The 20,106-nt window shown below is 68.3% G+C and carries 17 protein-coding genes, 2 tRNA genes and 3 pseudogenes; 9 read left to right on the plus strand and 13 right to left on the minus strand.

Translation table 11 applies throughout. The features are described 5' to 3' along the window. Positions 1-163 precede the first annotated feature (163 nt). Positions 164-2,023: a SpoIIE family protein phosphatase gene (locus tag ACQPYK_RS16145; RefSeq protein ID WP_433256034.1), complete on the minus strand. Its 1,860-nt coding sequence runs from the start codon at positions 2,021-2,023 to the stop codon at positions 164-166. 126 nt (positions 2,024-2,149) lie between these two features. Between ACQPYK_RS16145 and ACQPYK_RS16150 the strand changes: the two genes are divergently transcribed. Then, positions 2,150-2,866, plus strand: a complete 717-nt coding sequence (locus ACQPYK_RS16150) for an ANTAR domain-containing protein (RefSeq protein WP_433256036.1) — start codon at positions 2,150-2,152, stop codon at positions 2,864-2,866. Between the two features lie 75 nt (positions 2,867-2,941). Here ACQPYK_RS16150 and ACQPYK_RS16155 read toward each other — a convergent pair whose 3' ends face one another. Beyond that, positions 2,942-3,313: an STAS domain-containing protein gene (locus tag ACQPYK_RS16155; RefSeq protein ID WP_433256037.1), complete on the minus strand. Its 372-nt coding sequence runs from the start codon at positions 3,311-3,313 to the stop codon at positions 2,942-2,944. Between the two features lie 193 nt (positions 3,314-3,506). Here ACQPYK_RS16155 and ACQPYK_RS16160 point away from each other — a divergent pair, with 193 nt between their 5' ends. The 3 genes from ACQPYK_RS16160 to ACQPYK_RS16170 all read left to right on the plus strand — a co-directional run bounded on the left by ACQPYK_RS16160 (position 3,507) and on the right by ACQPYK_RS16170 (position 6,249). Beyond that, a complete protein-coding gene (locus tag ACQPYK_RS16160) occupies positions 3,507-4,283 on the plus strand; it encodes a SigB/SigF/SigG family RNA polymerase sigma factor (protein ID WP_433256038.1) in 777 nt (258 codons plus the stop codon). 197 nt (positions 4,284-4,480) lie between these two features. Beyond that, positions 4,481-4,858, plus strand: coding sequence for an ATP-binding protein (locus ACQPYK_RS16165; protein WP_433256040.1), 378 nt, complete (start codon positions 4,481-4,483; stop codon positions 4,856-4,858). A 65-nt stretch (positions 4,859-4,923) separates the two neighbouring features. Further along, positions 4,924-6,249 (plus strand): NAD(P)/FAD-dependent oxidoreductase, encoded by a 1,326-nt coding sequence (locus ACQPYK_RS16170; RefSeq protein ID WP_433256042.1) that lies wholly within the window; start codon positions 4,924-4,926, stop codon positions 6,247-6,249. A 216-nt stretch (positions 6,250-6,465) separates the two neighbouring features. Here ACQPYK_RS16170 and ACQPYK_RS16175 read toward each other — a convergent pair whose 3' ends face one another. From ACQPYK_RS16175 to ACQPYK_RS16190, 4 genes are all read right to left on the minus strand, one after another. Further along, positions 6,466-6,651 carry a hypothetical protein gene (locus ACQPYK_RS16175; protein ID WP_433256044.1) on the minus strand — a complete coding sequence of 62 codons (186 nt, stop codon included), beginning with the start codon at positions 6,649-6,651 and terminating at the stop codon, positions 6,466-6,468. Positions 6,652-6,654: 3 nt separating this feature from the next. Next, on the minus strand, positions 6,655-7,242 hold the full coding sequence (locus tag ACQPYK_RS16180) for a hypothetical protein (protein WP_433256046.1): 588 nt from the start codon (positions 7,240-7,242) through the stop codon (positions 6,655-6,657). 6 nt (positions 7,243-7,248) lie between these two features. Beyond that, positions 7,249-7,884, minus strand: a complete 636-nt coding sequence (locus ACQPYK_RS16185) for a hypothetical protein (RefSeq protein ID WP_433256047.1) — start codon at positions 7,882-7,884, stop codon at positions 7,249-7,251. 264 nt (positions 7,885-8,148) lie between these two features. After that, positions 8,149-8,625: a hypothetical protein gene (locus ACQPYK_RS16190; RefSeq protein ID WP_433256049.1), complete on the minus strand. Its 477-nt coding sequence runs from the start codon at positions 8,623-8,625 to the stop codon at positions 8,149-8,151. A gap of 97 nt (positions 8,626-8,722) precedes the next feature. On the opposite strand from ACQPYK_RS16190, the gene ACQPYK_RS16195 reads away from it, so the two are divergent. Further along, positions 8,723-8,799: transfer RNA gene (locus ACQPYK_RS16195), tRNA-Pro, on the plus strand. A gap of 87 nt (positions 8,800-8,886) precedes the next feature. Here the strand turns inward: ACQPYK_RS16195 and ACQPYK_RS16200 are convergent. The 3 genes and pseudogenes from ACQPYK_RS16200 to ACQPYK_RS16210 all read right to left on the minus strand — a co-directional run bounded on the left by ACQPYK_RS16200 (position 8,887) and on the right by ACQPYK_RS16210 (position 11,815). Further along, a complete protein-coding gene (locus ACQPYK_RS16200; protein WP_433256051.1) occupies positions 8,887-10,029 on the minus strand; it encodes a tyrosine-type recombinase/integrase in 1,143 nt (380 codons plus the stop codon). Then, a complete protein-coding gene (locus tag ACQPYK_RS16205) occupies positions 10,026-10,232 on the minus strand; it encodes a helix-turn-helix domain-containing protein (RefSeq protein WP_184757765.1) in 207 nt (68 codons plus the stop codon). Before ACQPYK_RS16205 ends, ACQPYK_RS16200 begins: the two co-directional genes overlap by 4 nt. Beyond that, positions 10,229-11,815: pseudogene (locus ACQPYK_RS16210) on the minus strand (replication initiator). The gene ACQPYK_RS16205 and the pseudogene ACQPYK_RS16210 overlap by 4 nt, the downstream one beginning before the upstream one ends. A gap of 62 nt (positions 11,816-11,877) precedes the next feature. Here ACQPYK_RS16210 and ACQPYK_RS16215 point away from each other — a divergent pair. Further along, the gene (locus tag ACQPYK_RS16215) at positions 11,878-12,831 is read left to right on the plus strand and encodes a GntR family transcriptional regulator (RefSeq protein WP_433256053.1); all 954 of its coding nucleotides are present in this window, start codon (positions 11,878-11,880) and stop codon (positions 12,829-12,831) included. A gap of 601 nt (positions 12,832-13,432) precedes the next feature. Here ACQPYK_RS16215 and ACQPYK_RS16220 read toward each other — a convergent pair. Continuing rightward, positions 13,433-14,131, minus strand: a complete 699-nt coding sequence (locus ACQPYK_RS16220) for a hypothetical protein (RefSeq protein WP_433256055.1) — start codon at positions 14,129-14,131, stop codon at positions 13,433-13,435. A 174-nt stretch (positions 14,132-14,305) separates the two neighbouring features. On the opposite strand from ACQPYK_RS16220, the gene ACQPYK_RS16225 reads away from it, so the two are divergent. Next, positions 14,306-15,592, plus strand: a complete 1,287-nt coding sequence (locus ACQPYK_RS16225) for an XRE family transcriptional regulator (protein WP_433256057.1) — start codon at positions 14,306-14,308, stop codon at positions 15,590-15,592. A gap of 265 nt (positions 15,593-15,857) precedes the next feature. Here the strand turns inward: ACQPYK_RS16225 and ACQPYK_RS16230 are convergent, their stop codons facing one another. Then, complete coding sequence (locus tag ACQPYK_RS16230; RefSeq protein ID WP_433256059.1) at positions 15,858-16,103, minus strand: tyrosine-type recombinase/integrase; 246 nt, start codon at positions 16,101-16,103, stop codon at positions 15,858-15,860. Between the two features lie 1,046 nt (positions 16,104-17,149). Between ACQPYK_RS16230 and ACQPYK_RS16235 the strand changes: the two are divergent. Beyond that, positions 17,150-17,386 (plus strand): annotated as a pseudogene (locus ACQPYK_RS16235) (transposase); the annotation flags it as partial. A gap of 547 nt (positions 17,387-17,933) precedes the next feature. On the opposite strand, the pseudogene ACQPYK_RS16240 reads toward ACQPYK_RS16235, so the two are convergent. Next, positions 17,934-18,242: pseudogene (locus ACQPYK_RS16240) on the minus strand (winged helix-turn-helix transcriptional regulator); the annotation flags it as partial. A 55-nt stretch (positions 18,243-18,297) separates the two neighbouring features. On the opposite strand from ACQPYK_RS16240, the gene ACQPYK_RS16245 reads away from it, so the two are divergent. Further along, on the plus strand, positions 18,298-19,524 hold the full coding sequence (locus ACQPYK_RS16245; RefSeq protein ID WP_433256061.1) for an MFS transporter: 1,227 nt from the start codon (positions 18,298-18,300) through the stop codon (positions 19,522-19,524). A gap of 361 nt (positions 19,525-19,885) precedes the next feature. On the opposite strand, the gene ACQPYK_RS16250 is transcribed toward ACQPYK_RS16245, so the two are convergent. Further along, positions 19,886-19,956 (minus strand) — tRNA-Leu (locus tag ACQPYK_RS16250). Positions 19,957-20,106: the final 150 nt, after the last annotated feature.

Genomic DNA, 20,106 nt, shown 5'->3' on the forward strand with positions numbered 1-20,106 from the left:
CGCAGGGGCGCCCTTCCCCTCGCATGCGGCCGCAAGGGCGCCGATTCAGGGCTGGTGACATTCTCCGTCCCCACTTCACTGGACACGAGCACACGTCTTCGCCGGACACGGAACGTCCCATGTGACAGGAGCACCGGGCCGGTCACCCGGCGCGACCGCCAAGCTATACGACGCGCAGGGCGAGTATCACGATCTCGTCCCATACTCGTCCGCCGGAGAACGCGTGCCGGTCCTCCTCGATGGCCTTGACCACCGTTGCCGGGGACTGCGCCACGCACCGCGCCAGCACATCGGCCAGGCGGCTCTCGCCGTACGGCTCGCCCTGCTCGTTCTGTGAGGCGACCAGCCCGTCGGAGTAGAAGACCAGGGTCTGGCCGGAGGTCAGCGTGAGCTCCTCGGTGAACATCTCCGCCTCGGCGCCGATGCCCAGCGGCACGCCGCCGCCGGCGGTGAACCGCACCCCGCCGTCGGGCTGCAGGAGCGCGGCCGGGTGGTGTCCCGCGCTGGCCAGCCTGATCTTGCGGGCCCGGACGAAGCCCGCCACCGCCATCACGAACATGCCGCTGTTCTGCGCCGTCAGCGCGTGGTTCAGCTTGCGCAACGCCTCGCCCGGGTCGGACTCCCAGACGCTGAGCACCCGCAGCCCATTGCGCACCATCGCGCTGACCGACGCGGCCTCCTCGCCCTTGCCCGCGGAGCCGCCGAGAGCGAATCCCCACCCGTCCAGCACGGGGAAGACGTCGTAGAACTCGGCCCCGACCGGGCTGGAACCCGCGTGGTAGATCGCCGCCGCCTCGAAGCCCGGGATGTCGGGCAGGCTCCGGGGCACCACGCTGGTGCGCAGCGCGTCGGCGGCCTGGGACCGCGTCTGGAAGCTGCGCCGGGCCCGCAGGGCGAGCCCGAGGTGGGCGCCGATCTCCTCCATCAGGCCCAGGTCGGCCAGGGAGAACGGTTCGCGGTCGCGCAGCCGTACGAGAGTGAGGGCGCCCAGCGCGCCGGCCTCACCCTGGATCGGCACGATCAGCACCGAGGCCGCGCCCATGACTCGCAGCAACGGCGGCCCGCCGGGGATGTCGCCGAGCAGCCCCTCCTCCTCCAGCATCTCGTGGACCACGCCCGAGCCGCCGGTCAGCACGTGGGCGACGGCCGGCGCGGTCAGCGGGGTCATCCCCTCGATCATGCGGACCAGGTCGGTCACCGGCTTGTCGCTCGGGCCCAGCACGCAGGCCCGCCGGGGCATGCCGTCGCGGACCACGTCGGCGATCACCCAGTCGGCGCTCTCGGCCGCCAGCAGCCGCGCGGCCCGGGTGACGGTCACCGGCTGGCGCAGGCTCTCCTCGTCGAGCAACAGGCGGGTCATCCTGGACAGCAGCTCCTGGCGGCGCGCGGCGGCGATGACCAGGGAGGCGTCGGAGCGGTCCACCGGTCCCGGGGGCGGCCCGGCCACCTGGGCCTCCAACGGGAGGATCATGACGGCGGTCATCTCCTGCGGCTCGCCCGGCATCGTCAGCCGGGTGACGGCGAGCTGCACCGTGTGCGCGCGGCCCTGATGGGCCAGCCGGGTCTGGAACGTCGCGGTCTGGCCGCCCTGCTGCACCGCGGTCAGGTGCGAGCGGAACGCCGCCCGCCGGGAGACGTCGACCAGCAGCGGGAAGGGGCGGCCGATCAGATAGCCGGCCGGGCTGCCCAGCATCTGGGAGGTCTCCGCGCTGATGCGCCGGACGACGCCGGAGGCGTCCAGCACCACCACGGGGACGGGGAAGGTGCGGAACACCTGCCTCAGCAGCTTGAGCTCACGCTGCGACCCGCTCTCCCGCTCGCCGGACCGCTTGGGCGCCTTGCGCAGCTCGCGCAGGGACGCCTCCAGCAGCTCGCGGGCGGTGTCTAGCTCCGCGAGCGCGGCGTCAAGTGTGGACCGGGGGTCGGCGGGGTAGGCGGACCTGGCCTCGCGCAAGGAGGAAACCCTGGTCGTAAGCGCGCTCAGCGCCTGCTCCAGGGCCTGAAGGCCAATGGCGTCGGTCAATGTTCGTCCTCGTCGGCGGCCGGGATGGGGCTGGCCCCGTCGTAGACGGTACGCCACCCGGTGGATCGGATCGATGCGCGGTCGGATAGTGATTAAGTTAGCGAAGTCAGGAAGGGGTTTCGTGACATGGAAATGGTCACTCCCGTTCTCGCCAGGGATCTCGCAGCTCTGAGCCGGGTGAGCGAGGAAACCTCAAGCGAGAGCGTACTGCGCGGGCTCACCGCCACACTCGCGGGCGACGTGCCCGGTTGCGCCGGCGGCTCGGCCGAGCTCTGGCGTGAGGAGCGGATGGTCGTCTCGGCTTCGCACAGCGAGCTCATCGTGCTCGTCGACAGCGAGGAAGACCTGGGGCAGGGCCCCTCCACCGAGGCGCGGGCCACCGGTCGTCACGTGATCGTGCAGGACGTGCTGCGCGAATCCCGGTGGCCGGACTACGTCGGGATGGCGGTTCGCTGCGGGGTCCGCTCGGTTCTGGCCATGCCGATCACCGTCGAGCGCGCGGTCCTGGTCCTCGGCCTGTACGGCGTGCGCCCCGGTGTCTTCGCGGCCCGGAACGTGCCCCCGCTGGCCGACATGCTGGCCGAGCAGGTGAGTGTGGCGCTGGCCAACATGTGGGACTACGACGAGGTCAGGACCGACGCCGCCCAGATGCAGGAGGCGCTGGCCGGCCGGGCGATCATCGACCAGGCCAAGGGCATCATCATGAAGTCCAGTGGTTGCTCGGCCGAGGCCGCCTTCGACGAACTGCGCAGGATCTCCCAGCACCACCAGGTGAAAGTGGCCGATCTGGCCCGGCTGCTGGTCGACGAGCATCAGCGCAATCGCGCGGGAAAAGCCGGCTGAGCGGGCTCTTGGCGCCCTCGGAGTCCTCGGCCGGCGGCACCCCGGAGTCCTCGGCCGGCGGCGCGGCGAAACCCGCTAGCCGAACGCGGCGAGCGCGTCCTCGATCGTGTCGTACAGCGGCAGGCGCTGGGCGAGACCGGTGATCCACATCACCTTGGTCTTGGCGTACTCCACCCCGATGAGGGCGAACTTCGCGCCGGCGTTGGTGCTGAGCTGCCAGTGGTGGACGATGAGCCCGAGTGCGCGGGAGTCCATGAAGGTCACCCCGCTCAGGTCCAGCGCCATGTCAGGGCCGTGCTCCTCCGCCTCGACAGCCAGATAGTCGGCGAACTGGTCCCTGGTCGTGGCGTCCAGCAGGCCCGTCACCCGGATCACGTTGATACCGCCGACCAGCGCCGACGTCAGAGTCAGGGCTGCTGCTCTCTCGCCGTTCTCTGACACCGTCACTCAGGTCCTCCTCGACATTTGATTAGCAACCTTACTGTTACCTGAGAGGGAGCAATACTCCCGGAATCGGGGTAATACTAGAACCGAGGTCCAGCAGAGGGCCTCGCCTCGAAAAGTGGTCGAGGCGATGCCGTCTGCCCGGATGCTGTTCCGTGCTATCGGCGCCGCCCGACAGTCATATCAGGGAGCAGCAATGTCTGTTCAGGCCCTCGAACTCGCCGACATGACCGCCGAGGAACTCCTCGCCGAGATGGTTCTGCCCGAAATCTCCGAATACCGCGCCGAGCGCCTGCGCGAGCGGATCGTCGAGATGCACCGGCCACTCGCCATGGAGATCGCCCGCCGCTACCGCTACCGGGGCGAGCCGCTGGAGGACCTCCTCCAGGCCGCCTACGTCGGGCTGATGAAGGCCATCAACGGATTCGACCCCACCCTCGGTCACGCTTTCCGCGGTTACGCCGTGGTCACCATGACCGGCGAGGTCAAGCGACACTTCCGCGACCGCACCTGGGCCATCCGGGTGCCCCGGGTCTACCAGGAGCGCAGGGCCGAGCTGAACCGGCTGGTCGCCGATCTCAGCCAGGACCTCGGCAGGTCCCCGACGGTCGCCGAGCTCGCCGCGAAGATGAACATCTCCGAAGAGGACGTCCTGCTCACCCTCGACGCCTCGGCCGCCTACAGCGCCCTGTCGCTCGACGCGCCGCTCGGCGCCGACGACGACGCGGCCGCCCTGGGCGACGTCATCCCCGACGAGGACGACACGCTGGGCACGCTCGTGGACCGCGAGGCGGTCAAGCCGCTGATCGACAAGCTGCCGGCGCGCGAGAAGAACATCCTCCTCCTGCGCTTCTTCGGCAACCTGACCCAGGCGGAGATCGCCGCGGAGTTCGGGATCTCCCAGATGCACGTCTCCCGTATCCTGCGGAAGGTGCTGGACCAGCTTCGCGAGGAACTCGTCGCCGAATGCTGAATACACGGCCCCTCACCGGGCACCCCAGTCGGCGACGGCAGGAGTGGCGTAGGGTGCGTTTGGATGATCCCCAGGTGGCGGTGAAAACGGCGCGATGGGACAGGGGAGGCGGATCTCGCGTGAACGAGGACGGTGGTCGTCCGGCTCGCTTCATGGCGAGTGGCGACCGTTCTCGGCCCGTCCCCGCCGGAGCAGCCGTGGCGGAGCTCGCCTTCTGCCTTCCCGACCTGCCTGACGTGCGCGACTTCGCCACCGCCCAGGCCATGCGGAGCGGTATGTCGCAGGAGCGGCTGGCCGACTTCCTGGTGGCGGTGAACGAGGTGGCCACCAACGCCGTGACGCACGGCCACGCCGCGGCCAAGGCCATGCTGCGGATGTGGGCCGTCGACCGCACCCTCGTCGTGGAAATCCACGACGAGGGGTGCTGGACTCCTCTGGAAACGCCCGGTCTGACGCCGCCCGGGCCCTATGCCACCAGCGGCATGGGGCTCTGGGTGGCCCGCATGATCAGCTCCGACATCGCGTTCGAGACCGGGGCGGCAGGAACGTTCATCACCATGTCCTTCAAAGTCTGAACCGCCTTTTTCCGGCATAAGGTACTTAAAGGTCCAAAGTGCCCTTTCTGGGTACAAGCCGGTTTATGACTACACCTGTCCGCATATTGATCGTCGGTGGCGGCTATGTCGGCATGTACGTCGCCCTGCGGCTCCAGCGCAAACTCAGGCGTGGCGAGGCCCGCATCACCGTCGTCAACGTCGACTCGTACATGACCTACCAGCCGTTCCTCCCCGAGGCGGCGGCAGGCAACGTCGAAGCCCGGCACGTCGTCGTGTCGCTGCGCAAGGTCTTGAACAAGTGCACGATCCTCAACGGCCGGGTGGTCGGCGTCGACCCGGTCGCCCACACCGCGGATCTCTGCCCGCACGAGGGACCCGGCCGCACCCTGGAGTACGACATCCTGGTCTTCGCGCCCGGTTCCATCTCCCGGACCCTGCCCATTCCGGGCCTGGCCGAGACCGGCATCGGTTTCAAGAGCGTCGAGGAGGCCATCCACCTGCGCGACCATGTGCTCTCCCAGCTCGATCTGGCCGAGTCCACCACCGACCGGGCCGTCCGGGCCAGAGCCCTCACCTTCGTCTTCGTCGGTGGCGGTTACGCCGGCGTCGAGGCCCTGGCCGAGCTGGAGGACATGGCCCGCGACGTCTGCCGTTACTACCCGACGGTGGACCCCGGCGACATGCACTGGTTCCTGGTGGAGGCCACCGACCGCATCCTTCCCGAGGTCGGGCCCGAGATGGGCCGGTGGACGCTGGCGCAGTTGCGCAGCCGGGGAATCGACGTGCGGATGCGCACCCGGCTGAACTCCGCCGAGGACGGCCACATCGTGCTCGACGACGGCAGCGAGTTCGACGCGGACACCCTGGTGTGGACCGCGGGGGTCAAGCCGAATCCGCTCGTGCACGCCAGCGGTCTTCCCCTGGACGACAAGAGCCGGGTGAAGGCGACCGCCGAACTGGTCGTGGAGGGCTTCCCCACCGTCTTCACGGCAGGGGACTGCGCCGCCGTACCGGATCTCACCAAGCCGGGGGAGACGTGCGCGCCCAACGCCCAGAACGCCGTACGGCAGGCCCGCAGGCTGGCCGACAACGTGGTGGCCACGCTCCGCGGCAAGGCGCGCAGCCCGTACAAGCACGCCTACGTCGGATCGGTGGCCACGTTGGGACTGTACCAAGGGGTCGCGCAGATCTACGGCCGCAAGCTCCGTGGCCTGCCGGCCTGGCTCATGCACCGGACCTACCACCTGTCGCGGGTGCCCACCGTGAACAAGAAGGTCCGGGTCCTGACCGACTGGACACTGGGACTGTTCTTCAGACGGGAGATCGTCTCGCTCGGCGCGATAAGCGATCCCCGTCAGGAGTTCGAGCTCGCCATCCGGGCCGCCTCCCTGGCCTCGTCCTCCCGGTGACAGGGCCTCCTCCCGGTGGCACGGTGTCCTTCCGGCGACACGGCCCGATGATCCGGGCTCGATGATCCGGCCGGGAGCCGGTCGCCCGATGCCCTCGGTCCGAGGGAAGCCCGCCGGGAGCCGTGCAGTGCCCGTCAGGGCGGTTGCGCCGAAAGGGGACGCCGCTTGCACGGGCGGCGTCCCCTTTCGCGGGCGCGTTCTCCGACTCGGGAGCGCTCAACGTCGGCGGCGCCAGGCCGTACCGCCCCGCACACCCGCCGTTCCGACTCCCGCCTGGTGCAGCGCCAGCAGGAGCAGTCCGAGGAGCAGGAAGGTCGTGCCGCTGATGCCGCCGATCCTGGTGTTGATCAGGTCGAGCAGGAAGCCGAGGCCGAACACGACCGCGGCAGCGATTGCGAGCATGGGTCACCTCGTCCCGTGGATCAGGGCCAGCAGCTGCTCCAGCGTCGCCCGATAGTCGCGCAGGGCCGTACGGAGCTGCTCGGTGTCGTTGTGGTCACTGTTCTTCCAGCGGCCTTGAAGATCCGCCGTCCGGCTCTCCAACGCGGTCCGCAGCGCGGTCGTGACCTCGGCGACGAGGGAGTCGGCGCGTTCCACCGAGTCACGCGGGTCGTCCACGAAAGCGGTCTGGACCTCCTGCCAGCGCCGCCGTACCTCGTCGGGGTCCTGATCGAACAGGAACCCGTCCGCGGCGTGCGCGGCCGTGTCATGCGCGGCCGTGTCATGCGCGAGGTCGGACCGGTCGGCGGGGACGACCGCCTGATCCCGATCCGGCATGTCGTCGGGCCGGTTCGCGATCACCGTCGGTGCGTCGTCGTCCAGCGCGCGATGCCGGCCGTCATCGAGGCCGTCATGCCGGTTCGGGAATGTTTCGGCGTGGCGAGACTCCTGGAATCCGGCGGTCGTCTCATCGGCTCGCTGGAGTGGGACGTTCAGGTCGTCTTCGTTCTTGTAGACCAGGCGGTCTTCGTTTCGATCGGGTCGATCGTTCATGTCGGGTCACCGTCCTTGGGGGTCGTGGCGGCCGGTTCGCTCGTCGTCGATCGTGTCCTCGCGACGCGGATCGGTGTGCCGGGGGGACCGATCACCGTTGGTCGCGCCCTCGGGAGCCGAGAGCAGCTCCTCGAACAGGATGCGGTAGTGCACCATGGCCTGCCGGAGCTCCTCGGTGGAGGCCTCCTTGTGGGCGGCACGGCTGCTGATCTCGTGGGCCTGCCGGTAGTGGTCGAGGGTCCTGCCGTGCGCGACCGACAGGTCGGAGAGCCGTTGCTCGAAGTTCTCGGTCGGATAGCCCCGCTCCGCCATCACGGAGGTCACCAGATGGTCGGCCTCGGTCACCGCGAAGCCGGGGGCGTCCACGAAACGCTCCTGGACCTCCATCCACTTCTTGGTGTAGGCCTCGCGTGTCCCGGAATCGAGTGAGCGGATGTCGAGGGAGTTGACACGCTGCTCACGGGCGATGAGCTCCTGCTCGGCTTCCTGCCGTGTGTCGCGCTCCCGCAGGGTGCGTTCATACTCGGGGCCGAATCGATCGCGAAGCCGGTGCCGGCGTTGCTGCTGCAGTACGACATAGCCGACTGCGATGATCGCCACCACCGCTACCGCGACGACGGCCACCCAGATCACGGTGGACATGTCTGCCTCCGGTTGTGTAAGCGGTTGTCCCCGTGCGCTGCCCCAGGGGCAAGCCTCGAAACCGGCTGCCTGTATCAGTGATTAGCTGTCAAGAAATACTGAACCAGCGTTTTATCAACATTTATCGGGTGATAAATGCCTGTCTTTGTCGTCCTTTCGATCGGGGCCGGGCCTGGCCGAACGACGGGCGAACCCACCCGCCCGGCCCCCGGGGCGAGACCCCGCGCTGCGGGTGCCGGTCGCCTCCCGGTCACCGCGCGGCTCTCACCCTTCCGGATGCTCCAGTGTCCGGTGGGCCTCGGCCGGATGCTCCAGTGTCCGGCGGGCCTCGGTCAGGACCGTCTCGATGAGCGACCGCCCGGGAGGGGCCGGAACCTCCAGGAACCCCCGCCCGGGCTCATAGGCGACGTCGAGCCCGTCGTTCACCAGCCGGCCGGCCCAGCGCAGCGCGGTGTTGAGCTTCTCGGCGGGGATCGCACGCCCCTGGGCGACGGAGGACAGATTGCGTAGATTCGTCGCCGGGCCGGACTGGCTGTGCGAGCGGTCCAGCTTCCACGGGATCGCCCGTGAATGGTCGAGCATCGGCTTGGAAAGTCCCGCGGCCCTCTTGGCCTGCAGGATTCCGGATTCGCTCACCCCGAACCGCGCGGCCAGCTCCACGTTGGACAATCCCTCCCGGGCAAGTCGTCGCAGCTCATCATGATCGATCAGCGCTTTGCGCCCCACGTGCACCTCGTTCATCGCATGATCAATGTGTCCGGCGGACGCCTTGGCGTGCACACGTCCATCCGATCTGCGCTAAGGTTATGACGTCCCGCTCGAGAGGGCGCAGGACAACCGGGACGTAGCGCAGCTTGGTAGCGCACTTGACTGGGGGTCAAGGGGTCGCAGGTTCAAATCCTGTCGTCCCGACCAGGTTTTCACTGGTCGGCAAGGGTGTCACCCGAAAGGGAGACACCCTTTTCGCATTCTGGGTGACTAACTGAGTGACTATTACTCTCCTCATGTGAAGATCCGATCCATCGCCTCCGCGCCGCCGAGGAGCACCGGGCGGATCTGCTTGCGGTAGACCGCCTCCGTGACCGCCGTCCCACTGTGACCGACGAGCCGCGCGATGTCCTCCAGGGGTACGCCGGAGTCGGAGAGCAACGAGACGAAGCTGTGCCGCATCTCGCGGGGAGTCCAGTCCTTCGCGGACAGTCCGGCGTCTTCCACGATCTTCCGGAACGCCCGCCGTACGTTGTGGGAGTCCAGGGGAGTGCCGACCAGGGAGGCGAAGACGAGATCGTTCTCCTGCCACTTCGCGCCCGCCGCCTCGCGTTCCCTGTCCTGCTGTGCCCGGTGTTCCCACAGGGCCTCAACGCACCGACGAGGTAGCGCGAGGGACCACCGGGACTTCCGGGTCTTGGTGTCGCCTCCCTCCCGCACGGAGCGCCACACGGCGATCCACGGGGGAGCCTCGCTGCCCGGTTCACCAGCGAGATCCACCTCCGACCAGACGAGTGCCCGCAGTTCCTCCGTCCGGGCGCCGATGAGGAGTGAGAGCACCACGTAGGCGTGCATCCGCGTGCCCTCGGCGGCCTTGAGTACGGCCTCCGCCTGGTCGAGGGTGAGTGCCTTGGAAGGGCGTCCCTCCTTCCCCTCAGGGACCTCGCAGAGGCCCACTACGTTGCGCTTGACCTTGTCCCGCGCCTGGGCGAACTTCACCGCCCGGTTCAGGCAGGAGTGGAGCAGCCGGACCGTCCGAGCGCTGAGTGTCCTGGCCTTACCCATGAGCCATCGGTCCACGTCTTCGGCGCTCAGTTCCCGCAGCTTGCGGGCGCCCAGGCCGGGGATGACGTGCTTGTCGCACAAGGTCCGGTAGTTGGCCACGGTGTTCGCGTCCCGCCCGTGTAAGCCGTAGGTGAGCCAGCTCGTCACGGCCTCGGCCACGGTGTAGTTGGCCGGACCGCTGGCCAGCCCGTCATCGTGATCCCTGATGATCTCCTTGAGCTTGGCCTTGGCTTCGGTCTTGGTCTTGCCGCTGGCCTTCTTGACGATGCGCTTTCCGGCCGGGGTGTAGCCGACCGTCACCGAGGCGATCCAGCGCTCCCGCGCCTCGTCCCAGTGCAGTCCGCCATCACCCCGGCTGCGTCGTGTGGTCATGATGCCCTCGCTTCCTGTTCGAGTAGTGCCACGTAGTCGGAGATGGCCGAGGCCGGGATCAGCCGGGTACGGCCCTGGGTGACCGAGCGCAGACGGCCCGATCGGATCTGTTCGTAGATCACGCTGCGGCTCATGCTGAGCAGGTACATGGCCTCGCAGACGCGATACAGCCGTCGCTCGCCGGGGGATCCGGCTGCTGTCATCCGTCCTCCCGTTCCGCCTGTTCCGCCGTGATGGCGCGGGCCAGGGCGACGCGTCGTCGGACGTCTTCGGCCAAGATCGCCTCACCGGGGGTGTAGCCGGATCCGGCGAAGCGCCAGTGGCCGAGCACGAGCGTGGTCTCGTCGCCGAGAGCGGGCAGGCCGTACCGCTGGCGTGCTTCGGTGGCCCGGTGTACGGCCCGCACCCCGCGCAGGTCGCCGAGGGTGGTGGAGTAGCGGCGGGACTTGGTGGAGAAGTGGCCCCGGAAGCCGAGCATGTGCGCCTAGGGCCGCAGCCGCAGTGCGCGGAACTCCCGGCGTGTGCCCAGATCCCAGCAGGTATGGATCATCCGCCGCGCGTGCTCGGTGACCGGGAGCGCGTCCAGATGCAGGCCCGGCTTCAGGCCCGTTCCGTGGCAGCGTCCGCACGAGGCGGTCAGGCTCAGCCGACCACGCCCCTTGCAGGTGGGGCAGGACAGGCGATGATCGACGGTGCCGGAGGCTTCGGCGCCCTTGGTCGCGTACTTGGCGATGTAGCCCGCCACCGCCCGTTCGCTCAGTCCGTTCGCCGCCTGGTCGAGCAGGATGGGGCGGATGTCGAGCTGATCACCCCATCGCAGGTTCCACCGGCCCAGGCCGCTTTCCGGCGTACGCACCGTCACCCGGCGGACCGCTTCCGGGATGGCCCGGGTGAGTAGGTGGTGATCGGCCCAGGCCGGGGGAGGTTGTGTGCTGCCGTCCGGTCCGTCGAGACGGATCACGGTGTGGAAGTGCACCAGGCCCCGCCGCTGGTACTCGGCGACCTTGGCGAAGGAGACTCGCACCCGTTTGCCGAACTCGGTACGGCTCAGGCCCGCCTCGCTGGCGAGGGTGCGTCGCACTTCGAGGGTGAAGCGGTGCCACAGCGCGCCCGCGTGGGCCTGCCACAGCACCGCGCCGGGGTAGTCGTAGCAGCCCGGGCAGATCGGTTGGCCGAGCCGCTCGTCTCCGTTCTCGTGTCGGGCGTGGCAGCCGACCGGCCGCCCGTGCTCACACGTCTTGTTCCGCGCCCGGGGACGGCAGGCCCGTACGACTCCGTTCCTCTCCTTTCTGGTGTGGACCGGCCCGAACGACGGGGCGGTGAGCGTGACGAACGCCCGGGGATGAGCGCTGACCGTCTCCGGGGTGCCCTTGCCGCCGGACAGGCCCGCCCGGATCAGGTGGAAGGTGTCGGCCTGATAGACCTGTGAGCAGGCCGCACACACCGAGGCCCGCCGGTTGCCGCAGGCCACCAGCAGATGTCCGCGCACCTCGTCACTGGTCTGGTAGCGGTGCAGCACTTCCCCGGTGGCCGTATCGACGATCAATGATTCCCCGGCGAGGTGGATCGGGTGAGCGCACCCGCCGGTTGTCGCGACCATGGAGCGCCACCGGTCATAGCCCGGATCGTTGATCAGGCTTGCCAGGTCGATCATCCATTCGGGATGGCCCGGCTGGTCGGTCGCGCCGTCCCCGCCGGGTGATGTGTGGTGCCGTTCCTCCTTGCCCATGATCACCACCTCCTCCTGTCTACTCATGCTGTGTACTTGTAGTACAGGCTGAGTCATGTTGCCTTGCCTTGTCAACCTGTAGTACAAGAGAAACGTATGAGTGATACGGAGGAGTTCCCATGAACAGCAACGAGTACGAGCCCGACCCCAGCGACCTCGACCTGACCCCCGAGGAACGCGACCGCTTCGCCGACGCCCAGCGCCCCCTCTGGGAGGTCATCGCCGCATCCCTGCGCGCCGACATCCTCGAAGGCCGCTACACCCCCGGCGCCCCCCTGCCCAGCGAGACCGCCCTATCGGCCCGCTACAGCGTCTCGCGCCCCACCGTCCGCGACGCCGTCAAAGCCCTCGTCGGCGAAGGACTCGCCACCGTGGTACGCGGACGCGGCACCTTCGTCCGCGCCGTCCCCGACCGCCACGCCGTCTTGCTGGGCGCATGGCCCCGCCACGACATCGCCGACCCGGAGTTCATCCCCACCGCTCGCCAGTGGGGGTGGAATCGTCTTGCCATCCCCAACATCTCCGACGACGAAGGTCAAAAGGTCTACGGCCGTAGTGAGTTCACCAACGCCAATCGCGACATCGCCACCGCCCTGGGGCTGCGTACTGGCCACACGGTGTTCCGTCGTTATAGCCGATGGCGGCACGACACCACCGGCCTGATCATCGATGTCAGCTCCTACACCATTCCCGAGATCATGCCCGACCCCACCATCAACCCGTCCCTCGTCCAGGCGCTTGCCCCGCAGTCCTTCCGTGACGTGATCATCGACGGGCGCGGCCCCACCACCTGGGAGACCACCGTCACCGCCCGCATGCCCTACGCCGACGAACGCGAACTGATGGCCCTGTCGGTCGGCAGTCCCATCCTGATCATCCGCCGTACCCTCGCCGACAAAGACGGCCGTCCCCTGGAGATGACCGAGGTCAAGGCCGACGCCGAACGCATCGAGACCGTCTACGCCCGCGAGACCCCCGGCTACTTCCCCGAGGAGCCCGAAGACCTCGACCCCACGATCCAGTCGGAGCAGCCCGATCCAGAGCCCACCGGCCGGATCCTGCTCCTGCTGTGATCAACATTGGCTCAGAGTTTCTTTACTGGTTCAAGGCGGCAGCGCTCCGCGCCGCCGTACGGCGCGGCGTGCCCGCCCGCACCGGACCGGCCAGCGGGCCGGGCGTGCGGCCCTGGCGGCCGGTCCCGGCCCGCGCCGTCCAGCGCGCACGGGCAAACCACGCCGCCCGCCGCGCTGAGCACCCGCCGAACCGAACGCACCCGCCGCCCTGGAGGCGCGCTGCCGCCTGCCGCTGCGACCGCCGGCCCAACCGCTTCGCGGCCCCTTCGGGGTGCCTTCGGCATTGCGCCGGCCGTCTCCGCTCCGCTCATGTTCTTCAGGGTTGAGGCCGGTGACTCCCCCGCCCCCGCCGCCTCATTGTTCGTGTCCCTCAATCGGCGTCAACTCCGTCTGTGCACGTTGGGTGGGATCAACGGTGCACGTAGCGGGCTGGGGGACACGCGAAGACGGAGTTGACCCCTCAATCGGGCCACGAAGATCGGCAGCTGTCGGGGACGGGGGAGGAATGGGCCAGGAGTCACCCGGTTGACCCCTGGCACCTTGAAAGGCGTGGCGACGCCGTCCCTCCGGTTGGCTTCACGCCGCCACGCCCGTCTAGGGGCTACGACGCCCGCTGCGACGGGGCGCGCATCCAGATCTGACTCTCAAGCCGTGTCTCGGCCTCCAGGTTGCGCGCCAGCTCGCCGAGGGTCGCCCCGCAGCGGACATCGGACAGGCCATGCGCACTTCCGTGCGCCGAGACCATCACGCGCCGCACGGCGTACCAGCCACCCCCGATCGCATCGGAGACGATCCAAGCCCGCCCGTGACGCGTCCTCAGGTCGGCCAGGGTCACCGCGCCGTTGCCGCGTGGAGTCTCGGTGCTCACCGGCTCTCTCGCTCCGGCTGTGCGGCGAGGATCAGAGCGACCACCTTTTCCGGGTGCTCGCTCCTGACGATCTGTCAGAGCGACCACCTTTTCCGGGTGCTCGCTCCTGACGATCTGCGGGTCGGGGGTGCTGGGCAGCGACACCAGGTAGGAGCCCGAACGCGAACCCATGGTCACCGTGACGTCGTGGCCGCCCTGAGGACCGATGACGGCCAGCTCGGGCGGGTGCCGGTCCAGCCACGACCGGACAGGCCGGTTGGGCCAGGTGAGCTCATCGGTGCGGCTGGCGAACATGCCGAGACTGATCGTGTGATGGCATCGGGAGCGGATTCCCCGCTCTTTGAGCAGCCGCTGCACGACGGCCAACGCCTTGTCCTGGTCCTCCGACGTCGCCTCGTCAACGCTGGGCCGGGTAGCCCTACAGTTGTCCATGGGTCGCACCTCCAGCGTGCGGTCAAGGGACCCGTACGGCGCTGATATCGCCTGCGGGTCCCGCCATTTATGCGGTCTCTCCATCACATCGCCGCAGATACGCCCGCTGACAGTGCGAGTAGGGGAGACTGGGGGAGACGAGCGGATCCCCGACTCTCCCCTGAGGTGTACGCGATGCGCGATCTTCCGGGCTGGGCCGTACGGCTACGCGCCGAACGACGGCAACGGCTGTGGACGCAGCGGGACATGGCCAAGCAACTCACCGAGGCTGCGGACGCCCGCACTCGTGAGCGCTTCCCAGAACGGGAGTCCCTGGTTCGCATGATCAAGGACTGGGAGGCAGGCAGACACCAGCCCAAAGACCCCTACCGCGTCCTGTACTGCCGTGCGTTCGGCATCGACGAGGCCGAGCTGTTCGGCGATCGGCAGATGGTTCGGGACCGCACGCCCGCCGAGGTTTTGAGCGTTCCGATCCCCGCGTTGCCGTTGCCGACCATCGCGCCCGACGCGGACCTGTTCGAACGGATCACCCGCACCCTCCAGCGGCCCAGCCGGGTCGATCAGCAGACCGTGGAGTGGCTGGAGACCTGCTTGGCCGAACACCGCAAGGTCGAGGACACCATCGGCTCCCGTCCGTTGCTCGGGATCGTGCGCCAGCAGCTCGGCGTGGTGGTCGAGCTGGCCCAGCACGCTCGCGGTTTGCTTGCCGACACGGTGGTCGACCTGGCTGCGCAGTACGCCCAATTCGTCGCGTGGATGTCTCTGGACGTCGATGACCAGGCCGCCGCGCTCGCCTGGTACGACCGCGCCCATGACTGGGCACTGGAGATCGGCGACGTGAACATGGCCACCACCACACTCAGCATGAAAGCCCACCAGGCATGGAGCGCGGGCAACGCCCGCAGATGCGTACGGCTCGCCGTCGCGGCACGCTGGCACGACGGCCAGGTCACACCCGGCGTGCGGGGGATGGCCGCCCAGATGGCCGCCCGAGGTCACGCGCTCGCTGGTGATGCCAGGCCCGCCCGCACGCTGCTGGACGAGGCCGAGGCACTGATCCGCCAGGCCGCCGAGCATGCCGACGACGAGCCGGTGTGGATGTACTTCTACGACGAGACGTGGTTTCGCCTCCAACGCGGCATGACCGAGCTACACCTTGCCAACTGGCCGAAGGCGATCGACTTGCTGGCGGAGGGGTTGTCCGGCCTGCCGGAGAGCTACAAGCGGGATCGAGCCTGGTACGGCTCGTGCCTGGCCAAGGCCCACGCTGAGGCCGGAGACGCGGCGGCAGCCCTACAGGTGAGTCTTCCCGTCGTGGCCGATGCCGTCGCGCTGAACCGTCACGCGAGCAAGGAACTGATCGATGTCGCGGTCTTGCTCGCCGAGCGCAGGTCACCCCAGGCCGTCGTCTTGAAGGAGGCGCTCATGGCTGCCGGTCGTACGGATGGAAGCGCGCTCTGACCGGCTCGGACAGGTGAATCTCTGGGTGACCAACTGAGTGACAACGACCCCGGACAAGGCTGGACGTCGGTGGACTACCGTGGACCGTATGCGCAGGTGGGGGCGGGTATAGCCCATGGTCCCGCCCCCATCCGGTTTGCCTGGGGGTCAAGGGGTCGCAGGTTCAAATCCTGTCGTCCCGACAGATCGAAAAGGTCTGTTGGTCTGGTTGAAATCCCAGATCAACAGACCTTTTTTGCTTGATTCTCTCATTGCCCGCGATCAGCTAGACGGCTCGCAGCCGGGGACCATCTGGGGACCGCCGGGCCGCGAGATGGGCGCTCAGCGACTCCCCGGCATCGGCGATGGAGCGCGCGTCCGGGTGAAGGTATCGCTGTGTCGTCGTCAGCGAGCCATGACCGGCGATCTTCCGTAGGACATGCACGGGAACACCGGCATCGGCCATCCAGGTAAGGCCGGTATGGCGGAGATCATGGCGACGGAGATGCTCGTAGCCGAGCTTCGTCACCACCTCATCCCAATGGGTGGCGTCCCGAAGAACCGCGGTGGTGATGCGTCCACCCTGGGACCGACGAACAGACGCGCAGCCGGATCTGAGCCCAGCACAACCAGGCGCCGGGCGACCAGGTCACGGACTTCCGCGATGAGCGGCACAGTTCGAGCGCGCTTGCCCTCCGTGCCCTTGTCCACGATCCCGCCGGGACTGGGAGTGGTCTGCCGGCGCACGGTCCAGGTCCATGCGTCTCGATTGATGTCGCCGGCCCGGACCCGGAGACCTCACCGATCCGGGCAGCAGTGCAGGCCGCGAAGATGACCACCTCAGCCCAACCTGCGTACTTGTCGGCCGATCGTTCGACGAGCGCGCCGGCGAGCTCCGTCAGGGTCTCCCAGGGGTGCCACCGGAATACGGCGGAAACGGGCTGCGTCCGCCGGAGACCGCATGGCAAGCAGTGGGGGCGGAGGCCGAGGTTTCGGCTGTGGACAGCCATGCCCGGCGTGGGGCCGGATTGGTTCCCACAGCGGTCTCATTACGCTGACCTGGTCAGACACCGTCTCGGGAACCGGACAGAGTGAATGTTCTGTTGCCTATGCCTCTACCTCGGGACCTGATTCAGGTCTTAGGTATCGGCCCCAGATCTGGGCTTTGCGGTAAGGCCCGCCCCCATCACTGTCGTGCTGAGGGGCATCAAAGGCGACCCAGTACTTCAATTCCCCAGGGTGTGCGCGGGGATGCTGAACGGGCTCAGGCGCGCCCATGGCATCGATCGTTCCCAGGAACTCGATCTGCCATGGCCCGTCCCAGGCCGGGTCGCGCAGCACCATGACCCGGCTTCCGGGGGCCAGCGCATCCGCCGGCCATGACTGGCTCAGAGGATGACCGAGGATGCGCTCGACAGCTTCCCGGTCTCGCGCGCTCGCCGCATCAAAAGTGGGGTTGGGGGGCATGCGTTCATCCTCCCGCACAACTCCCGCAGCCCCAGGGGTTAAAGAACAAGCTAAGAGGGCGTTTGATCCCTTCGGCTGACCTGCGAGTCCACCGTGCAGTACGCCGGAGGCATGACCGAGCGGCGACCGTACCCCAGCGACCTGTCCGACGCACGCTGGGCGCTCGTCGAACCCGTACTGAGCGCCTGGCGCGCCGAACGCCGGGGCAGCGGCCTGGACATCGGCCGCCCACCCGAGCACGACCTGCGCGCCGTCATGGATGCGATTGTGTACGTGGATCGCACCAGCATCGGCTGGCGCTACCTGCCGCACGACTTCCCACCCTGGGCCACGGTGTACGGCTGGAGGATAGTTGTCGGGTGAGTGCTCCCCAGGGCTACGGCGCCTCATCTGCCGGTGTTGCACGCCACCGCCGGTTCTGTCCCGTCGGCGCTGAAGCCGCGAGTGGGCTCGCGGCTGAGGACCACGGCCTACACGCTCTCCATGTCGTCGCACACCCCACCGCCGGGCCGGGCTCGCCCGACGTGGGAGCGGGCAACACGTGACGGTCAACCTTGCCGTTGAGACCGAACGGCAGGCGCGGCAGGAACTCGAGTGCTCTGGGGGCTGGCTTCAGGGGATGTAATGGAGTCAGTGCTCTGGGCCGTGCGTGGTGAAGCGCGGCCCAGAGCACACCGCGCTGACAGCCGGGTGAGGCTAAGTGAACGCCGGGCAGGTGGCCGGCATGTCGCCCAGGGCCGCCTTCTCCGCGTGGTCGACGGTGAGCGACCATTGGTATTTGATCTCGATCCACGATTGGCGTAGGTGCACCAAGGCGCCCGCCGCGGTGGTTTCTGGTCGGCGGGGGGCGCGCGTCAGCTTGCGCGCGGGCGCGTTCGATGTCGGGGACGTGGCGCTCGGCCCATTCCCGGACGGCACGTAGCGGGATCAGCAGGGAGCGACCGAGATCGGTGAGGGCGTACTCCACATGCGGGGGATGTGCGGGCATTTCCGTGCGGGAGATCAGACCGTCGTACTCCATCGCGCGAAGCGTCTCAATGAGCGCCTTTGGCGTGATCCCTCGTACATGTGCCTTGAGTTGAGTGAATCGCATCGGGCCGGCGTCCAGCGCGTTGACGATGAACACCGTCCAGCGCGCCCCGATCCGGTGCAGGACGGTGCGACTGGGGCAGGTCGCGGCCATGACGTTGTATGCCTTGCCCATGCACGCCTCCCGGTAGCGTTGTAGATACCGGTATAGATTCTATACCGTCCGTGCTGTGACCATTTCCGATCGCGCGACCCATCCCCAGATAGCTTCGCACCGCCGGTTCGTCGCGGCGATCCTCATCGACTCGATCGGCACCGGCGTCTTCATCCCCGTTTCGATGCTGTACTTCCTGGCCACCACGTCTCTCACGTTGGTGCAAGTGGGAGCGGCGCTGACGACGGCCGGGCTGCTGGCGCTCCCTGCGGGCCTGCTATCCGGCGGGCTGGTCGACCGGTACGGCGCCAAGCCGGTATTGCAGGCGGCGAACCTGGCCCAGGCGCTCGGCTTCGCCGGGTACCTCGTCGCCGACCAGACATGGCAGATCGCCCTGTGCGCCTGGTTGAACAGTGCCGGCCGGGCGGTGTTCTTCGGCTGCTACGGAGTGACCGTCACGGCGCTGGCCGCGCCCGGCCAGCGCGAGCGCTGGTTCGGCCTGCTGGGGTCGGTACGCAACCTCGGCTATGCGCTCGGCGGGCTCCTGTCCGCCTTTGCCGTCACCATCGGCACTCACGGCGGGTACACCGCGATCGTGGTCGTCAACGCCCTGTCCTACATCGCCGCGTTCGCCCTGCTGCAGGCCGTACCGAACGCCCGCCCCAAGCCCGGCCACGATGCTGCTGGAGGCTGGCCGCGTGTGCTCCGGGACCGTAGATACCTGTCGCTCGTCGCGCATCAGCTGTGCTTCGCCCTCTCGTTGTTCGCCCTCAACATCGCGATACCGGTCTACGCCGTGAACGTCCTGGGATTGCCAGGCTGGACCGCCGGGGCGGTCTTCACGCTCAACACCCTGATGGTCGGCTTCATCCAAGGCATCGTGGTCAGGCGGCTCAGCGGGCGGATCCGCAGCCGCGTCCTGATCGCCGGCCACGCCTTCTTCGCGGCCGGCTACCTCCTCTTCCTCGCGGCCGACCAGATGGCTGCGCCGGCCCTCGCGATCGCCGTGGTGTTGCTCGGCACCGGCTGCTACACCTTCGGTGAGATCCTCGGCGGCCCCATCACCTCGACCGTTGCCGCGGAGAGCGCCCCAGACGCTCTGCGCGGCCGGTACTTGGCCCTCAACCAACTCGCCGTGACCGGTGCAGGGGCGGTCGCTCCGGTCGCACTCTCCGGGTTGCTGTCCATCGGGGCAGCCGCGATCTGGCTGACCCTGGTGGGCGTCAGCGTCCTTGGGGCCACGCTCGCCGCCGTAATCGGAAGGGGGGTGTCGGCGGCGCAGAACCGCATCGGGAGCGTCTAGTCATCACCCGGCAGTTGCCCGAAGGGTCCTCACCGCTTGAACGGATTCCCTGCAGCGGAATCATGCCCATCCAAGAATGCCCGTTTTGAACCTTTGATCTCGCGCGGATGGGAGCGGAGCTCAGAGCGCCCATCGGTCCTGAAGCTAGCCGATCGCCCTCTGGCGTGATCTTTCCCTGCAGTTCGACCATAGATTCGAGCGCGTATGCCCAAGAGGCCAACAGCCAAAAGCAGTCGTGGGTGACAGAGCCTTCGGTCGGAGTCGGACCGGCTACTCGCCGTTTACAGGACGGCCGCTCATCTCCATGAGCTTCGAAAGGGGCGCGGCAGGCCGACCGAGGCGGGCAGCGCAGTCGTCCGCGTGGTATGTACGGCGGGAGTCGGACCCGCAACCTTCGGCTCCTCGGGCCGATGCCTCTCCCCGTTGGGCCACGGATGCATGAGAGCCGCCGCCCGGCGCCGACCCGGGCCGCCCGCCGTACGAAGGCGGGCCGCAGCCGTGCGCGGCGGCATGGTTGTTCTTCGGGTACTGGCCGCGAGGAGTCCTCCGGGCAGGACCTGCGCCATGAGTTGCCCGTCGGCG

The sequence above is a fragment of the Streptosporangium sp. CA-135522 genome (assembly GCF_050949235.1).
In the GTDB taxonomy this organism is placed as follows: Bacteria; Actinomycetota; Actinomycetes; order Streptosporangiales; family Streptosporangiaceae; genus Streptosporangium.